Source organism: Tistlia consotensis USBA 355 (assembly GCF_900177295.1).
GTDB classification, from domain to species: Bacteria; Pseudomonadota; Alphaproteobacteria; order Kiloniellales; family DSM-21159; genus Tistlia; species Tistlia consotensis.
In genome coordinates this window covers 11727-25892 of the sequence record NZ_FWZX01000017.1, presented here as the reverse complement: position 1 = coordinate 25892, position 14166 = coordinate 11727, and the positions used below count along the sequence as shown (strand labels likewise).

The window sequence follows — 14166 nt, the reverse complement described above, 5'->3', positions numbered from 1 at the left end:
ACGGAGGACCAGCATGGCCGACAGCCACGCCCGCATCGAGTTCGACGACGTCTCCCGCCGCGCGCCCGGCGTGGTCTCGGCCCTGCGCAGCCTCTCCGCCTCGGCCGGCGAGGCCGGCCTGGAGAAGCCGATGATCGAGCTGGTCAAGCTGCGCGCCTCGCAGCTCAACGGCTGCGCCTTCTGCATCCAGTTCCACCTGAACCTGGCCCGCAAGATCGGCGTGCCGGCCGAGAAGCTCGACCTGGTCCCGGCCTGGCGCGAGGCGGGCCTGTTCAGCGCGCGCGAGCAGGCCGCCCTGGCCTGGACCGAGGTCATGACCCGGATGGCGCCGGGCGCCGCCTCCGAGGCCGACTACGCCGCCCTGCGCGCCGAGTTCTCCGAGAGCGAGGCGCTCTTCCTGACGGTCGCGATCGGCACGATCAACCAATGGAACCGCATCGCCGTGGCGTTCCGCTTCACCCCGCCGGTGCCCAAGGCGACCGAGGCCAGCGCGGCATGACCGCCGAGCTCCGCCCGGTCGGCGAGGCCGAGATCGCCGCCTGCTTTCCGCTGATGCGCCAGCTCCGGCCGCATCTCGCCTCGGCCGAGGAGCTCGCCGAGCGCTGGCGCCGGCAGGCGGCCGAGGGCTACCGCCTGCTCGGCCTCTGGGCGGAGGACACACCGCTCGCGCTGGCCGGCTACCGCCTGCAGGAGAACCTCGTCTATGGCCGCTTCCTCTATCTCGACGACCTGGTGACCCTGGAGGGCGCGCGCGGCCGGGGCCACGGCGCCCGGCTGATCGAGCACCTCAAGCAGGAGGCATCGCGGCTCGGCTGCGCCCGGCTGGTGCTCGACACGCCGCTCGACAACGTGCTCGGCCACCGCTTCTACTACCGCCAGGGCCTGCTGGCGCGGGCGCTGCGCTTCGGCCTGGCGCTGTCGTGACGAGCCTTCTGCACCTGCCGATCAGCGCGCGCGGCGAGGCCTCGGTCAGCCGGCGGATCGGGCAGCGGGCCCTCGAGGCCTTCCGGCGGGCGATCCCCGGGCTGCGGATCGTCGGGCGCGACCTCGGCCGCGAGCCGCTGCCGCACCCCGACCCGGCCTTCGTCGCGGCCAACCTGACGGCCGAGGCCGAACGCGGACCGGCGGAGCGTGCCGCCCTGACCCTCTCCGAGCGCCTGATCGCCGAGCTCGAGGCCGCCGACCTGCTGCTGATCTCGACGCCGATGCACAACTTCACGGTGCCCTCGGCGCTCAAGGCCTGGATCGACTTCGTGGTGCGCCCCGGCGCCACCTTCCGTTCGAGCCCCGCGGGCAAGGTCGGCCTGCTGGCCGACCGGCCGGTCTTCGTCGTCGCCGCCTGCGGCGGCCGCTTCGGCACGGCGCCCGGCGCTCAGCAGGACTTCCTGGGGCCCTACCTCACCTACCTCTTCGCGACCATCGGCCTGACCAGCGTCGAGATCCTGAGGCTCGACGCCTTGGGCCGCGGCGGCACGGCCCTGGAGCGCGCCGAGGCGGCGGCGGCGGGCTGGATCGCGGCGCAGGCGTCGACGCTGCCCGAGCGGTTCCGGAAGGCGGGGTAGTCAGCGCTCCCACGCCCCTCGACAAGCTCGGGACGAAGCAGCCGTTTGGGTTCGTCTCGACGTCTGCTTCGTCCCGAGCTTGTCGAGGGGCGTGGGAGCGCGAAGAGCCGGCAGCCGCGTCCTAGCGCGGCCAGACGACCGGGAAGAGCGCCTCCGGCAGGGCGGCGCCGTCGGGCAGCTTGCCGACGATCTCCGGGAAGGGCGGCGAGACCTCGCCGGCGCGCTCGGCATAGACCACGTCGTCGCCCAGGAAGCGGGCGGCGAAGGCGCGGCGGCGGCGCTCGCTCGAGGCGTTGCCCGGCGCGCCGTGCAGGGTCAGGAAGTTGAAGGCGATGCAGTCGCCCGGCTCCAGGTCCCAGCCGAGGATGCGGTAGGAGCGGCGCTCGTCCTCGATCGGCGGGGTCGGCTCCAGGCCGTCGGCGCTGCCGCGCTCGTAGCTGTTCCCGGTGAACTTGGTCGGCCGGAAGCGCCGGCCCCAGCCGTGGCTGCCGGCGACGAACTCGACGCAGGTCTCGCGCGCCACCGGGTCGAGCGGAATCCACAGGCTGACGGTCTGCCGGCCCTCGACGCAGTAGTAGGGCTGGTCGTGGTGCCAGGGCGTGCGCTCGGCGGTGCTCGGCTCCTTGACCAGGACATGCTCGTGGAACACCCGGGCGCGCTGCGAGCCCATCAGGGCGGCGGCCAGCCCGGCCGCCGGCGAGCGCTCCATGAAGTCGCGGTATTCGGGGATCCGCTGCCAGTTGCAGTAGTCGCCGCGGAAGGCGCCGCTGCCGCCCGCCGGCGTGTAGTGCCGGGCATAGGGCCCGGGCTCGGCGAGGTTGCGCTCGAGCCCGGCGCGCAGGGTCTCGATCCAGCCGGCGTCGAGGACGCCGCGCAGTGCGACCGCGCCGTCGGCCCGGAAGGCCTCGATGGTCTCTGCCGTCGGCGCCACGGCTACATCATCGCCCCGGTCGACTCGGCCAGGCCCGACATCTGGGCGCCGTCCTGGCCCTGGACCGCGAAGAAGGAGGATTCCTTGTAGAGCGGCGGCAGCTCGACCGCGCCGGCGCGCAGCCGCGCCATGCGCGTCGGCCGGCCGCGCACCAGGTGGCCGCGGTAGGCCGAGAGGATGTTGCTCGGCGACAGCGGGAAGGCGTCGGCCGCGGTGTAGTCGCAGATCAGCAGGCGCCGCGGCGTGTCCGAGCGGTTCGCCGGCGAGCCGTGGACCATCCAGGAATCGATGAACACGACGTCGCCGGCCTTGCCGGTCAGCTTGACCGAGCCCGCCTCGAACTCGGGCCAGAGCGCCCGGTCGATCTCGCCGGCGAAGCGCTCGTCCTTGTAGTGGCTGTAGTGGGTCCTGTGGCTGCCCGGCACGACCTGCAGCGCCCCGTTCTGCTCGGTCATGTCGTCGAGCATGACCAGGGCGACGACGACCGAATCGTTGGTATGCGGCTCGAAGGGATGGTCCTGATGCCAGCCGACGTAGGTCTCCATCGAGGGCATCTTGATGTTGATCTTGCAGTGGTGGAACTTGACGTCCGGGCCCAGCAGGCCGGCCGCGACGTCGACCACCCGGCCGTCGAACAGCACCGAGCGGTAGAGGTCGGAGAAGTCGGCCGGATTGGTGACGCGGCGCAGCTTCGGGCGCTCGGCCGAGTGGCCTGGCTCGAGGTCGAAGACGTGCTTGCCGTCGGCCGTGACGCCCCAGTTCTCGGAATGCTGCCGGCTCTCGTCGATCCAGCCGTCGAGCTCGCTGTTGAGCGCGACGACCTCCCAGGTCGAGGCGCAGCCCGGCACGATCAGGTAGCCCTCTTCGCGAAACTGACGAACCTGCTCCTCGTCGAGCATCGCAGCCTCCCCTGCCCTCGGGTGCCGTACCGCAGTGCAGTATGGCGCCGTCGCGCACTCCGAGTCCATCGCCCGCGAAAGCGCGGCCGGCGCTATAGTTCGCGGCGGGCGGCGGGCGCCGCCCCGTCCTCTCGCGGAAGGACCAGAGCCGTGACCGATACCAGAGACAGGCATGCGCATCCGCTCGTCTGCGGCCTCTGCGGACGCTCCTTCGCGCGCCGCGACACGGTGCCGGTCGAGGCCGTGCGGCCGCAGATCTCGGAGCGTCTCGACCGCGACCATCCGGACTGGCGCAAGACCGGCACGATCTGCCTCAGCGACCTCGCGGAGGCGCGGCGCAGCCTGGTCGAGGAGCTGCTGATCCGCGAGCGCGGCGAGCTCGGCGCGCTGGAGCACGACGTCATCGACAGCCTGGCGCGCCACGAGACGCTGACCAGCGACGTCGACGCCGAGTTCCAGGGCACGCTGTCGTTCGGCGACCGGCTGGCCGACCGGGTCGCGAGCTTCGGCGGCAGCTGGACCTTCATCATCCTCTTCGCGGTGGTCGTCGCGCTCTGGATGCTGGCCAACGCGATCCCGCTGCTGCTCGCCGAGCGCTTCGATCCCTATCCCTTCATCCTGCTCAACCTGGTGCTGTCCTGCATCGCCGCGGTGCAGGCGCCCTTCATCATGATGAGCCAGCGCCGGCAGGAGGCGAAGGACCGGCTGCGCTCGCAGAACGACTACCGGGTCAACCTCAAGGCCGAGCTGGAGATCCGCCAACTCCACGAGAAGCTCGACCATCTGCTGATCCGCCAGTGGGAGCGGCTGACCGAGATCCAGCAGGTCCAGATCGAGCTGCTCGAGGACCTGGCGCGCCGGCGCGGCAGCTGAGCGGCGCGCTCAGCCGCCGACCCAGCCGGGCACCGCGCGGCAGAGCTTGTCGAGCAGCCGGTCGAGGTCGCCGCGCTCGCGCTCGGTCAGGCAGGCCATCAGCTTGCGCTCGCCCTCGACGAACATCGGCATGATGCGCTCGTAGGCGGCCCGTCCCGCTTCGGTGATCCGCAGCACCTTGCGGCGCGCGTCCGCCGGATCGGCGGCCGGCACGATCAGGCCCTTGCGGGTCAGGCTGGTGACGGCCCGGCTGACGGTGTTGCGCGGCTGCTCGGTGATCTCGCAGATGTCGCGCGGATTGAGGCCGTCCCGGAAGCTCAGGCAGATCAGCACCGTCCACTCGGGCCGGATGATGCCGTGCTCCAGCTCCATCCGGCGCAGCAGCGGCTCCCGGTAGAAATTGGTCAGGAAGGCGATGCGGTAGCCGTAGCGGATCGGCGTGCCGTCGATGATGTCGAGGAGCTTCATTCCTGCCTCTTGCGTCGTCCGGCGCCGCTGCCCGGGCCCCATCCCCCCTGTCCGGGCCTTCTACCTACGTCGCGCGGCCGCCCGCGTCGCCTCCGAACTCGCAGATCGCTCCATATGGAACATTTTTTGTTCCATATGGATCAAAAAAGCCGCATCATTCGGGCACGGCGAGCACCACGCAGACGGGCCGCCGAGGGAGGCGACGTGACACCAGCCGAGTCCGAGAGCCGCGCCGGCGCAGGCCGCTGGGAGCGTGTCCTGCTGAACGGCTTCGCGGTCCTGCTGCTGCTGCTCATGCTCTGCATCTGCGCCCAGGTGCTGTGCAGCGCGCTCGACCTCAATCCGCTGGCCACCTTCCAGACGGCGCTGCCGCTGCTCGGCCGCGCGCTGACCATCAACTCGCTGCTCGACCTGCAGTGGCACCTGCTGGTGGTGATCGGCCTGCTGCCGGCCGGACTCGTCTGGCGGCGCGACGGCCACGTGCGGGTCGACTTCCTCTACGCCGGCTTCCGGGCCCGCACCAAGGCCGGCGTCGACTTGGCCGGCCTGCTGGTCTTCACCCTGCCGTTCCTGCTGCTCAGCGTGCCGGCCGGCTGGAGCTTCATGCTGCGCGCCTGGTCGTCGTCCGAGATGTCGCCGAACGGCGGCCTGACCGACCGCTTCCTGGTCAAGAGCCTGCTGCCGGCCGGCCTCGCGATCCTGCTGCTGGTCGCGCTGCTCGACCTCTGGCCGCTGGGCAGGCGCCTGCTGGGACGCCGCTGATGGAGACCGCCCTGCCGCTCGCCATGGCGGCGGTGACCCTGGCCGGCATCCTGGCCGGCTACCGGGTCGCCTTCGTGCTGGCCGGCTCCGCCGCCCTGTTCATCCTGCTCGGCGGCCTGCCGACCGCCTTCTTCAACCTGATCGTCAGCCGGATCTACGCCAACGTCCTGTCGAACTGGCTGCTCGTCGCGATCCCGATGTTCATCTTCATGGGGCTGGTGCTGGAGAAATCCGGCGCCGCGGAGCGCGCCCTGCGCGGGGCCCAGCGGGCGCTCGGCGGCAGCGCCGGCGGCATGGGCGTCTCGGTGCTGGTCATCGGCATCCTGCTGGCCGCCTCCTCGGGCATCGTCGGCGCCTCGGTGGTGCTGCTGGCCCTGCTGGCCCTGCCGCGCCTGACCGAGGCCGGCTTCGGCAACAGCGTCTCGGCCGGGCTGATCGCCGCCTCCGGCACCCTGGCGATCCTGATCCCGCCCTCGGTCATGCTGATCGTGCTGGGCGACCAGCTCCAGGTCCCGGTGCCCGACATGTTCGCCGGCGCGATCGGCCCCGGGCTGCTGCTGGTGCTGCTCTACGGGCTCTACGTCGTCTGGCGCGCCCGCGGCCTGCCCCGGCTGGCGCGGGAGCCCGAGGCCGGCGCCCGGCGGGTCGGCGGGCTGCTGCTCGACGTCGCGCCGCTGCTGCTGCTCGTCTTCTGCGTGCTCGGCTCGATCATCGCCGGCATCGCGACGCCGACCGAGGCGAGCGGCCTCGGTGCCCTCGGCTCGATCCTGCTGACCCTGCTCTACCGTCGCTTCAGCCCGGCCATGGTGATGGCGGCGGCGCGCGACACCGTCGTCGCCACCTCGATGGTCCTGATGGTCATGGTCGGCGCCACCTGCTTCTCCGCGGTGTTCCGCGGCATCGGCGGCGACGATGCGATCCACGGCGCGCTGGCCGCGCTGGGCGGCGGGCCCTGGACCGTGCTCGGCGTCGTGCTGCTGGCGATCTTCCTGCTCGGCTTCGTGCTCGACTGGCTGGAGATCACGCTGATCCTGATGCCGATCTTCGGGCCGCTGGTCGCGCATCTCGACTTCGGCAACGGGCTCGACCCGAGGGCGACGCTGCTGTGGTTCGGCCTGCTGGTCGCGGTCAACCTGCAGACCTCGTTCCTGACGCCGCCCTTCGGCTTCTCGCTCTTCTATCTGCGCGGCGCGGCCCCGGACCGCCTGACGACCGCCGAGGTCTACCGCGGCGTCGTGCCCTTCATCGCCCTTCAGCTTGTCGGCCTGGGACTGCTGCTCGCCTTCCCCGGCCTGGTCACCGGGCTGCTCTAGCCCGCCGAGGCCCCAGGGAACGGGGCCCGCATCACGGGAGGAACCTTGATCATGAGGAAGTTGCTGCTCGCCGCCGCCCTGCTGAGCCTGACCGCCGGCGGGGCCTCGGCCGGGACCTACAGCCTGCAGAGCGCCTTCGGCAAGAACCTGCCGATCCTCGGCCCGGCTGCCGACCGCTTCGCCGCCGAGGTCGACACGCTGACCGGCGGCAAGATCGCCTTCAAGCACTACGGCGCCGGCGAGCTGTCGCCGCCCTTCGAGATCCTCGACAACGTCGGCGCCGGGGCGATCGACGCCGGCTGGTCCTATGCCGGCTACGCCGCCGGCAAGGCGCCGGCGGCCGCGCTGTTCGGCTCGATCCCCTTCGGCCCGGACGCGATCAAGTACGTCTCCTGGGTGCTGCACGGCGGCGGCCTGCAGCTGTGGCGCGAGATCTACGCGCCCTTCAACGTCGTGCCGATGCCCTGCGGCGTGATCATCTCCGAGGCCGGCGGCTGGTACACCAAGGAGATCAAGTCGCCCGAGGACCTGAAGGGCCTGAAGATCCGCATCGGCGGCCTCGGCGGCAAGGTGCTGAGCAAGCTCGGCGCCAACCCGATGTCGCTGCCGGCCGGCGAGATCTCGACCTCCCTGGAGACCGGACGGCTCGACGCGACCGAGCTGTCCTTCCCGATGATCGACCGCCTGCTCGGCCTCGACAAGGTCGCCAAGCACTACTACTTCCCCGGCTGGCACCAGCCGTCGGGCTTCATCGAGCTCTACGTCAACAAGGACAAGTGGAACGGCTGGAGCGACGCCGAGCGCACCGCGGTCGAGACGGTGTGCAGCGACATCGACCTCTGGACCATCGGCACCGCGGTCGCCGGGCAGCAGGAGGCGCTCGACGCCTTCCGCGCCGACGGCGTCACGGTCGAGCGCTTCCCGGACAGCGTGATCGAGGCGCTGCGCAAGGCGACCGCCGAGGTCTATGCCGAGAACGAGGCCGCCGACCCGATGTTCAGGAAGGTGCTGGAAAGCTACCGCGCCTTCTCCAAGGCCTACGACCAGTACCAGGCGCTGAACAGGCTGTGACGGCGGAACGGCCGCGCCGTGCCGCCCGCGCGGCGCGGCCGCAACCCCGGGGACGAGCGGTGAGCTACAGCCTCAGCGACTTCGGCAGCTACCGCGCGGGCGGCCGCCTGGTCGAGGTGAGCGGCGAGCCCTGCCGCGAGATCGCCTTCACCGCCAGCACCCGCTATCCCTACGATCCCAACGGCGCCTTCCCGGTCGAGAGCGCCTACGTCCAGTACTTCGTGCCGAGCCGCCGGCGCGACCGCCCGCCGGTCGTGCTGCTGCACGGCGGCGGCATGACCGGCGCGATGTGGGAGACCACGCCCGACGGCCGGCCCGGCTGGCTGCACCTGCTGCTCGACCGCGGCCTCGAGGTCCACGTCGTCGACAACGTCGAGCGCGGCCGCGCCGGCTGGAAGCCCGGCCTGTGGCCCGGCGAGCCGATCCTGCGCTCGCTGCAGGAGGCTTGGCGCCTGTTCCGCTTCGGCCGGCCGGAGGACTTCGCGGCGCGCCGCGCCTTCCCGAACCAGCAGTTCCCGGTCGCGCGCCTGGAGGATTTCGGCCGCGGCTTCGTGCCGCGCTGGACCAGCAGCGGCCCGGCCCAGGTCGCGGCCTTCGAGGCCGTGCTGCGCCGGCTCGGCCGGGCCACGGTGATCTGCCACAGCCAGGGCGGCGAGGCCGCCTTCGAGGCCGCGGCCCGTGCCCCGGAGGCGGTCGAGCGCCTGATCGCGCTCGAGCCCTCCGGCTTCGCCGAGCGGCCCGAGCTGCTGGCCGGCGTGCCGGTCGTGCTGGCCCGGGGCGACTACCTGGACTGCGACGCGACCTGGCGCGGCCTGACCGCGCGCTGGCGCGACTTTGCCGCGGCGCTGCGCGGCGCCGGCGGCAGCGTCGCGGAGCTCGACCTCGCCGACGGCAGCCCCGGCGTCAGCCACATGGCGATGATGGACCGCGGCTCGGCCGACCACCTGGACCGGCTGCCCGGGCTCTGAGCGACGCTTGCCGAAGCCGGCCGAGGCCGGCGGTCACTTGCGCCGGAAGCGCTCGGCCTTGGCCCGGTTGCCGCAGGTTTCCATGCGGCACCAGCGGCGCCCGACGCCGCGCCCCCGGTCCAGAAACAGGGCGGTGCAGCGGCCGCACTCCCTGAGCCGGACCAGCTCCGGATCCTGGAGCAGCGCCTCCAGGGCCAGCAGCAGGCGCAGTCGAACGACGTCGGGGCCTTGATCGGCGAACGCGACCTGCCAGGCGAAGCCCCCGCCGGCCTGGACCAGATGCGCGCGCGCCAACGCCTCGCGGATCGCCGTGGCGAGCGCCTCGAGCTGCTCGGGCGCCGCGGGCCGGCCGGCGGCCTGGGCACACAGCACCGACCAGACGAGCTCCCGCAGCGCGAGCAGCCGGGCCAGGGCGGCCGCCGCCTCGGGGCCGGAGCAGGCGGCGAGCCTGCCAACCTCGTCCTCGTCGACGACCTCGGCCTGGCGCGCCCAGGCGAGCAGATCGCTCCAGTCGCGCAGCGTCTCCTCGGCGCGCGTCTTGCCGTCGTCGTCCAGCGTGTTGGCGAAGTCGAGGACCGGGTGGCCACCGAAGAAGCCGTGGGTTCGCCACATGCTCATGAGCGTCTCGTAACCATTATATTTGATTTATAGGTTGATCTGTCGATCAGAGCAAGATAACTCTTATTTCTGATAAAACGGTTATCGGAGAGACGGAACATGCTGACCCTCAACCAGAGCTTCGAGCACGACGGCCGGCGCATCGCCTGGGGACGGATCGGCGAGGGCGAGCCGCTGGTGCTGATCCACGGCTGGCCCTTCTCCTCGCAGGTCTGGCGTCGCATCGCGCCCTGGCTGGCGCGCGGGCGCAGCGTCTTCTTCTTCGACCTGCCCGGCATGGGCGCTTCCGAGAAGGCCGCAGCTGTCGATCCCGCCTCGCACGACCCGGTCCTGGCCGCCCTGCTCGGGCACTGGGGCCTGGAGCGGCCGGAGATCGTGGCCCACGACTTCGGCGGCTTGGCCGCGCTGCGCGGCCACTTCCTCGGCGGCCTGCAGTACCGCCGGCTGACGCTGATCGACCCGGTCGCCGTGCTGCCCTCGGGCTCGCCCTTCTTCCGCCACGTCCGCGAGCACGAGGCCGCCTTCGCCGGCCTGCCCGCCTATGCGCACGAGGCGCTGTTCCAGGCCTACATCCAGCAGGCGGCGGCCCGGCCGCTGAGCGCGGAGGCGCGGGAGATCTACGCCGCGCCGTTCCGGGGCGAAGCCGGACAGGCGGCCTTCTACCGCTACATTGCCCAGACCGACGAAGCCTACGTCGCCGAGCTGGAGCGGCGCTACGGCCGCCCGCCCTTCCCGGTCCGGTTGGTCTGGGGCGCCGAGGACAGCTTCATCCCGCCGTCCTTCGGCGAGCGCCTCGCCGGCCTGATCGGCGCCGCGCCGCCACTGCTCGTGCCGGGCGCCGCGCATCTGGTCCAGGAGGACGCGCCCGAGGCGATCCTGGCCGCCCTGCTCGGCCCGAGTGGGGCGTGACCGGGCCTAGAACAGGATCAGCGCCGCCAGGCCCAGGAAGGCGAAGAAGCCGACGACGTCGGTCACCGTGGTCAGGAAGACCGTCGAGGCGACCGCCGGGTCGGCGCCCAGCTTCTCCAGGGCGAGCGGGATGATCGTGCCGAACAGGCCCGCCGAGAGCAGGTTGATGACCATGGCCGCGGCGATCACGACGCCGATCAGCGGCTGGTCGAACCAGGCCCAGGCGACGAGGCCGACCAGGACCGCGAAGAGCAGGCCGTTGGCGACGCCGACCATGACCTCGCGCCAGACGAAGCGCCAGGCCGCCTTGCCGGTCAGCTCCTTGAGCGCCAGAGCACGCACCGCGACGGTCACCGTCTGGGTGCCGGCGTTGCCGCCCATCGAGGCGACGATCGGCATCAGCACGGCCAGTGCGACGACCTTCGAGATGGTCGATTCGAAGAGGCCGATGACCGAGGAGGCGAGCACCGCGGTGCCGAGGTTGACGACCAGCCAGGTGAAGCGCGAGCGGGTCGTCTGCAGCACCGCCGAATAGAGGTCGGTCTCCGAGACGCCGCCCATCTTCAGGAGGTCGTCCTCGGCCTCCTCCTCGACGACGTGCACGACGTCGTCGACGGTGATCACGCCGACCAGGCGGCCGGCCGGGTCGACGACCGGCGCCGAGAGCAGCGAGTACTGCTTGAACAGGTAGGCGACCTCCTCCTGGTCCAGGCCGACCGGTACCGGGTTGAGCTCCTGCTGCATGATGTCGACGATCTTGACCGGGCGCTTGTTGCGCAGCACCCGGCTGAGCGGCAGCTTGCCGATCGGCTTGTAGCGCGGGTCGACGACGTAGAGGTCGTAGAAGTCCTGCGGCATCTGCTTCTTGTGCTGCCGCATGTAGTCGATGGTCTCGCCGACCGTCCAGATCGCCGGCACGACCACGACCTCGCGCTGCATCAGGCGGCCGGCCGAGTCCTCCGGGTACTCCAGGCCCTCCTGCAGCAGCCGGCGGATGGTCACCGGCACGCGCGCCAGCACCTGGACGCGCAGCTCCTCGGACAGGTCCTCGAAGAATTCCAGGGCGTCGTCGGACTCCAGCCGCTTCAGGATCGCAGCGGTCTCCTTCGGGCCGAGCTTCTCGGCGACCTCGTCGCGCAGCGCCGAGTCGAGGTAGGTCAGCACCTCCGGATCGAGGGTCGGGCCGACGATGTCGAGCAGCAGCGCCCGGTCCTCGCGGGTCACGCTCTCCAGCAGGTCGGCCATGTCGGCCGGGTGCAGCTCGTCGACCAGGTCCTCGACCTCGTCGACGCGGCCGCCGTCGAGCGCGATCTCGACGGCGCGCACCGTCTCGTCGCTCAGGCCGACTTCGTCGGGGCTGGTCTCGGGCGGCCGGTCGGTCTGGACCTCGGCCATCGAGCTCAGTCCTCGACCACCAGGGCGCGGCCCTGCGCCTCGACCACGGCCAGCGCGCTGACGTTGACGACGCCGCGCGCCGTGACCGACGGCGTGACGATGTGCGCCGGGCGGTTGGTGCCGATCAGCAGGGGCCCGACCGGCAGGCCCTCGCCGGCGACCTTCAGCAGGTTGAAGGCGATGTTGGCGGCATCGAGCCGCGGCATGATCAGCAGGTTCGCCGCACCCTTCAGCCGCGAGTTCGGGAAGACGTTGTGGCGGATCTCCTCGGACAGGGCGGCATCGGCGTGCATCTCGCCCTCGACCTCCAGGTCCGGGTAGGAGTCGTGGAGGATGCGCACCGCCTCGCGCATCTTGCAGGCCTCGGCGTCGTGGTGGCTGCCGAAGTTGGAGTGGCTGAGCAGCGCGATCTTCGGCGTGATGCCGAGGCGCCGGACCGCCTCGGCGGCCAGCACGGTCATCTCGACCAGCTCCTCGATCTCGGGATTCTCCGAGACGTAGGTGTCGGCGATGAAGAAGGTGCCCGAGCGGGCGATCACCAGGCTGAGCGCCGAGAGGTTGTGGACCCCGGGCGCCCTGCCGACGATCTGCTCGAGGTGCACCAGGTGATTGCGGTACTGGCCCTCGACGCCGCAGATCAGGGCGTCGGCGTCGCCGCGCATCAGGGCCAGGGCGCCGATCACGGTGGCGTCGGTGCGCACTACGGTGCGCGCCCGGTCCGGGGTCACGCCCTCGCGCTCGAGCAGGCCGTGGTAGTGCCGCCAGTAGTCGTTGTAGCGCGGGTCGTCGAGCGGGTTGACCAGCTCGAAGTCCTGGCCGATGCGCAGCCGGAGGCCGCATTCCTGGATGCGCTTCTCGACCACCCGCGGCCGGCCGCAGACGACCGGCAGCGCCAGGCCCTCGTCGACCAGGATCTGGATCGCGCGCAGCACCTTCGGCGCCTCGCCCTCGGCGAAGAAGACGCGCTTCGGGTCCTGCTTGGCCTTCTCGAAGACCGGCTTCATCAGCAGGCCCGAGCGGAACACGAACTCGGAGAGCGTCTGGCGATAGGCCTCGAAGTCGGCGATCGGCCGGCGCGCGACACCGCTCTCCATGGCGGCGCGCGCCACCGCCGGCGCGATCTCCAGGATCAGCCGCGGGTCGAAGGGCCGCGGGATCAGGTAGTCGCGCCCGAAGCCCGGCGTCTCGCCGCCGTAGGCCTTGACCACGACCTCCGAGGCCTCGATCTGCGCCAGGTCGGCGATCGCCCTGACGCAGGCCAGCTTCATCTCCTCGTTGATCGTCGTCGCGGCGACGTCGAGCGCGCCGCGGAAGATGAAGGGGAAGCAGAGGACGTTGTTGACCTGGTTGGGGTAGTCCGAGCGGCCGGTCGCGATGATCGCGTCGGGGCGCACCGCCTGCGCCTCCTCGGGCATGATCTCCGGCACCGGGTTGGCGAGCGCCAGGATCAGGGGATCCGGGCCCATGCGCTCGACCATCCCGGGCTTCAGCACGCCGGGCGCCGAGAGCCCGAGGAAGATGTCGGCGCCCTCGATGATCTCGCCGAGCGTGCGGTAGTTGGTGTCCTGGGCGTAGGGCGCCTTGTAGGGGTCCATCAGGGCCTCGCGGCCCTTGTAGACCACGCCCTCGATGTCGCTGACCCAGATGTTCTCGCGCTTCGCGCCCTGGCTGACCAGCAGGTCCAGGCAGGCCAGCGCCGCGGCGCCGGCGCCCGAGCAGACGACCTTGACCTCCTCGACCTTCTTTCCGACCAGGCGCAGGGCGTTGTAGATCGCCGCGTTGACGATGATCGCCGTGCCGTGCTGGTCGTCGTGGAAGACCGGGATCGCCATGCGCTCGCGCAGCCGCCGCTCGACCTCGAAGCACTCCGGCGCCTTGATGTCCTCCAGGTTGATCGCCCCGAAGGTCGGCTCCAGGGCCGCGACGATCTCGATCAGCTTGTCGGGATCGCGGGCGTCGAGCTCGATGTCGAAGACGTCGATGCCGGCGAACTTCTTGAAGAGGACGGCCTTGCCTTCCATGACCGGCTTGCTGGCCAGCGGGCCGATCGCGCCGAGGCCGAGCACGGCGGTGCCGTTGGTGATCACGCCGACCAGGTTCTGGCGCGCCGTGACCGTCGCCGCCTCGTCGGGATCCTCGACGATCGCGCGGCAGGCGGCGGCGACGCCCGGCGAATAGGCGAGCGCCAGGTCGCGCTGGGTGCCCAGCGGCTTGGTCGCGACGACCTCCAGCTTGCCGGGTCGCGGCTGGCGATGATAGGCGAGCGCCGCATCGGAGAGCGTGTCGGCCATCGGCGCCTCCCCTGTCCTGTCTTCGGTCCGTGATGGGCCGCCCCGGGACCCGAGGTCCCTGGGCGTCGCGCGCCAAGGTACTGGAACGGCTGGCGAAGACAAGGGG

The 14166-nt window shown here is 71.5% G+C and carries 15 protein-coding genes; 9 read left to right on the top strand and 6 right to left on the bottom strand.

Annotated elements, in window-relative coordinates:
* The first annotated feature begins 13 nt into the window (after window positions 1–13).
* The 3 genes from B9O00_RS18885 to B9O00_RS18875 are packed head-to-tail and all read left to right on the top strand — an operon-like array spanning window position 14 to window position 1562.
* A complete protein-coding gene (locus B9O00_RS18885) occupies window positions 14–499 on the top strand; it encodes a carboxymuconolactone decarboxylase family protein (protein ID WP_085124262.1) in 486 nt (161 codons plus the stop codon).
* Window positions 496–924: a GNAT family N-acetyltransferase gene (locus B9O00_RS18880; protein WP_085124261.1), complete on the top strand. Its 429-nt coding sequence runs from the start codon at window positions 496–498 to the stop codon at window positions 922–924. Before B9O00_RS18885 ends, B9O00_RS18880 begins: the two co-directional genes overlap by 4 nt.
* Entirely contained in the window at window positions 921–1562 is a 642-nt protein-coding gene (locus tag B9O00_RS18875) for an FMN-dependent NADH-azoreductase (protein WP_085124260.1), read from the top strand. Before B9O00_RS18880 ends, B9O00_RS18875 begins: the two co-directional genes overlap by 4 nt.
* Window positions 1563–1683: 121 nt before the next feature.
* Here the strand turns inward: B9O00_RS18875 and B9O00_RS18870 are convergent, their stop codons facing one another.
* Complete coding sequence (locus tag B9O00_RS18870) at window positions 1684–2493, bottom strand: phytanoyl-CoA dioxygenase family protein (RefSeq protein ID WP_085124259.1); 810 nt, start codon at window positions 2491–2493, stop codon at window positions 1684–1686.
* A 2-nt stretch (window positions 2494–2495) separates the two neighbouring features.
* The gene (locus B9O00_RS18865; RefSeq protein WP_235017154.1) at window positions 2496–3392 is read right to left on the bottom strand and encodes a phytanoyl-CoA dioxygenase family protein; all 897 of its coding nucleotides are present in this window, start codon (window positions 3390–3392) and stop codon (window positions 2496–2498) included.
* 150 nt (window positions 3393–3542) lie between these two features.
* On the opposite strand from B9O00_RS18865, the gene B9O00_RS18860 reads away from it, so the two are divergent.
* Window positions 3543–4265 (top strand): DUF1003 domain-containing protein, encoded by a 723-nt coding sequence (locus B9O00_RS18860; RefSeq protein ID WP_235017153.1) that lies wholly within the window; start codon window positions 3543–3545, stop codon window positions 4263–4265.
* 9 nt (window positions 4266–4274) lie between these two features.
* Here the strand turns inward: B9O00_RS18860 and B9O00_RS18855 are convergent, their stop codons facing one another.
* Complete coding sequence (locus tag B9O00_RS18855) at window positions 4275–4733, bottom strand: MarR family winged helix-turn-helix transcriptional regulator (RefSeq protein WP_218822895.1); 459 nt, start codon at window positions 4731–4733, stop codon at window positions 4275–4277.
* A 204-nt stretch (window positions 4734–4937) separates the two neighbouring features.
* Between B9O00_RS18855 and B9O00_RS18850 the strand changes: the two genes are divergently transcribed.
* From B9O00_RS18850 to B9O00_RS18835, 4 genes are read left to right on the top strand one after another with little or no spacing between them, the layout of a single operon-like run.
* Window positions 4938–5495 (top strand): TRAP transporter small permease subunit, encoded by a 558-nt coding sequence (locus B9O00_RS18850; protein WP_159460260.1) that lies wholly within the window; start codon window positions 4938–4940, stop codon window positions 5493–5495.
* A complete protein-coding gene (locus tag B9O00_RS18845; RefSeq protein ID WP_200808573.1) occupies window positions 5495–6808 on the top strand; it encodes a TRAP transporter large permease in 1314 nt (437 codons plus the stop codon). Before B9O00_RS18850 ends, B9O00_RS18845 begins: the two co-directional genes overlap by 1 nt.
* 51 nt (window positions 6809–6859) lie before the next feature.
* Window positions 6860–7879, top strand: a complete 1020-nt coding sequence (locus B9O00_RS18840; protein WP_085124255.1) for a TRAP transporter substrate-binding protein — start codon at window positions 6860–6862, stop codon at window positions 7877–7879.
* A gap of 59 nt (window positions 7880–7938) precedes the next feature.
* A complete protein-coding gene (locus B9O00_RS18835; protein WP_085124254.1) occupies window positions 7939–8847 on the top strand; it encodes an alpha/beta hydrolase family protein in 909 nt (302 codons plus the stop codon).
* A gap of 33 nt (window positions 8848–8880) precedes the next feature.
* Here the strand turns inward: B9O00_RS18835 and B9O00_RS18830 are convergent, their stop codons facing one another.
* Entirely contained in the window at window positions 8881–9465 is a 585-nt protein-coding gene (locus B9O00_RS18830) for a CGNR zinc finger domain-containing protein (RefSeq protein ID WP_085124253.1), read from the bottom strand.
* A gap of 99 nt (window positions 9466–9564) precedes the next feature.
* Here B9O00_RS18830 and B9O00_RS18825 point away from each other — a divergent pair, with 99 nt between their 5' ends.
* Window positions 9565–10374, top strand: a complete 810-nt coding sequence (locus tag B9O00_RS18825) for an alpha/beta fold hydrolase (protein WP_085124252.1) — start codon at window positions 9565–9567, stop codon at window positions 10372–10374.
* A 6-nt stretch (window positions 10375–10380) separates the two neighbouring features.
* Here B9O00_RS18825 and mgtE read toward each other — a convergent pair whose 3' ends face one another.
* Window positions 10381–11769 (bottom strand): magnesium transporter, encoded by a 1389-nt coding sequence (gene mgtE / locus B9O00_RS18820; protein ID WP_085124251.1) that lies wholly within the window; start codon window positions 11767–11769, stop codon window positions 10381–10383.
* A gap of 5 nt (window positions 11770–11774) precedes the next feature.
* On the bottom strand, window positions 11775–14060 hold the full coding sequence (locus tag B9O00_RS18815; RefSeq protein ID WP_085124250.1) for an NADP-dependent malic enzyme: 2286 nt from the start codon (window positions 14058–14060) through the stop codon (window positions 11775–11777).
* Window positions 14061–14166: the final 106 nt, after the last annotated feature.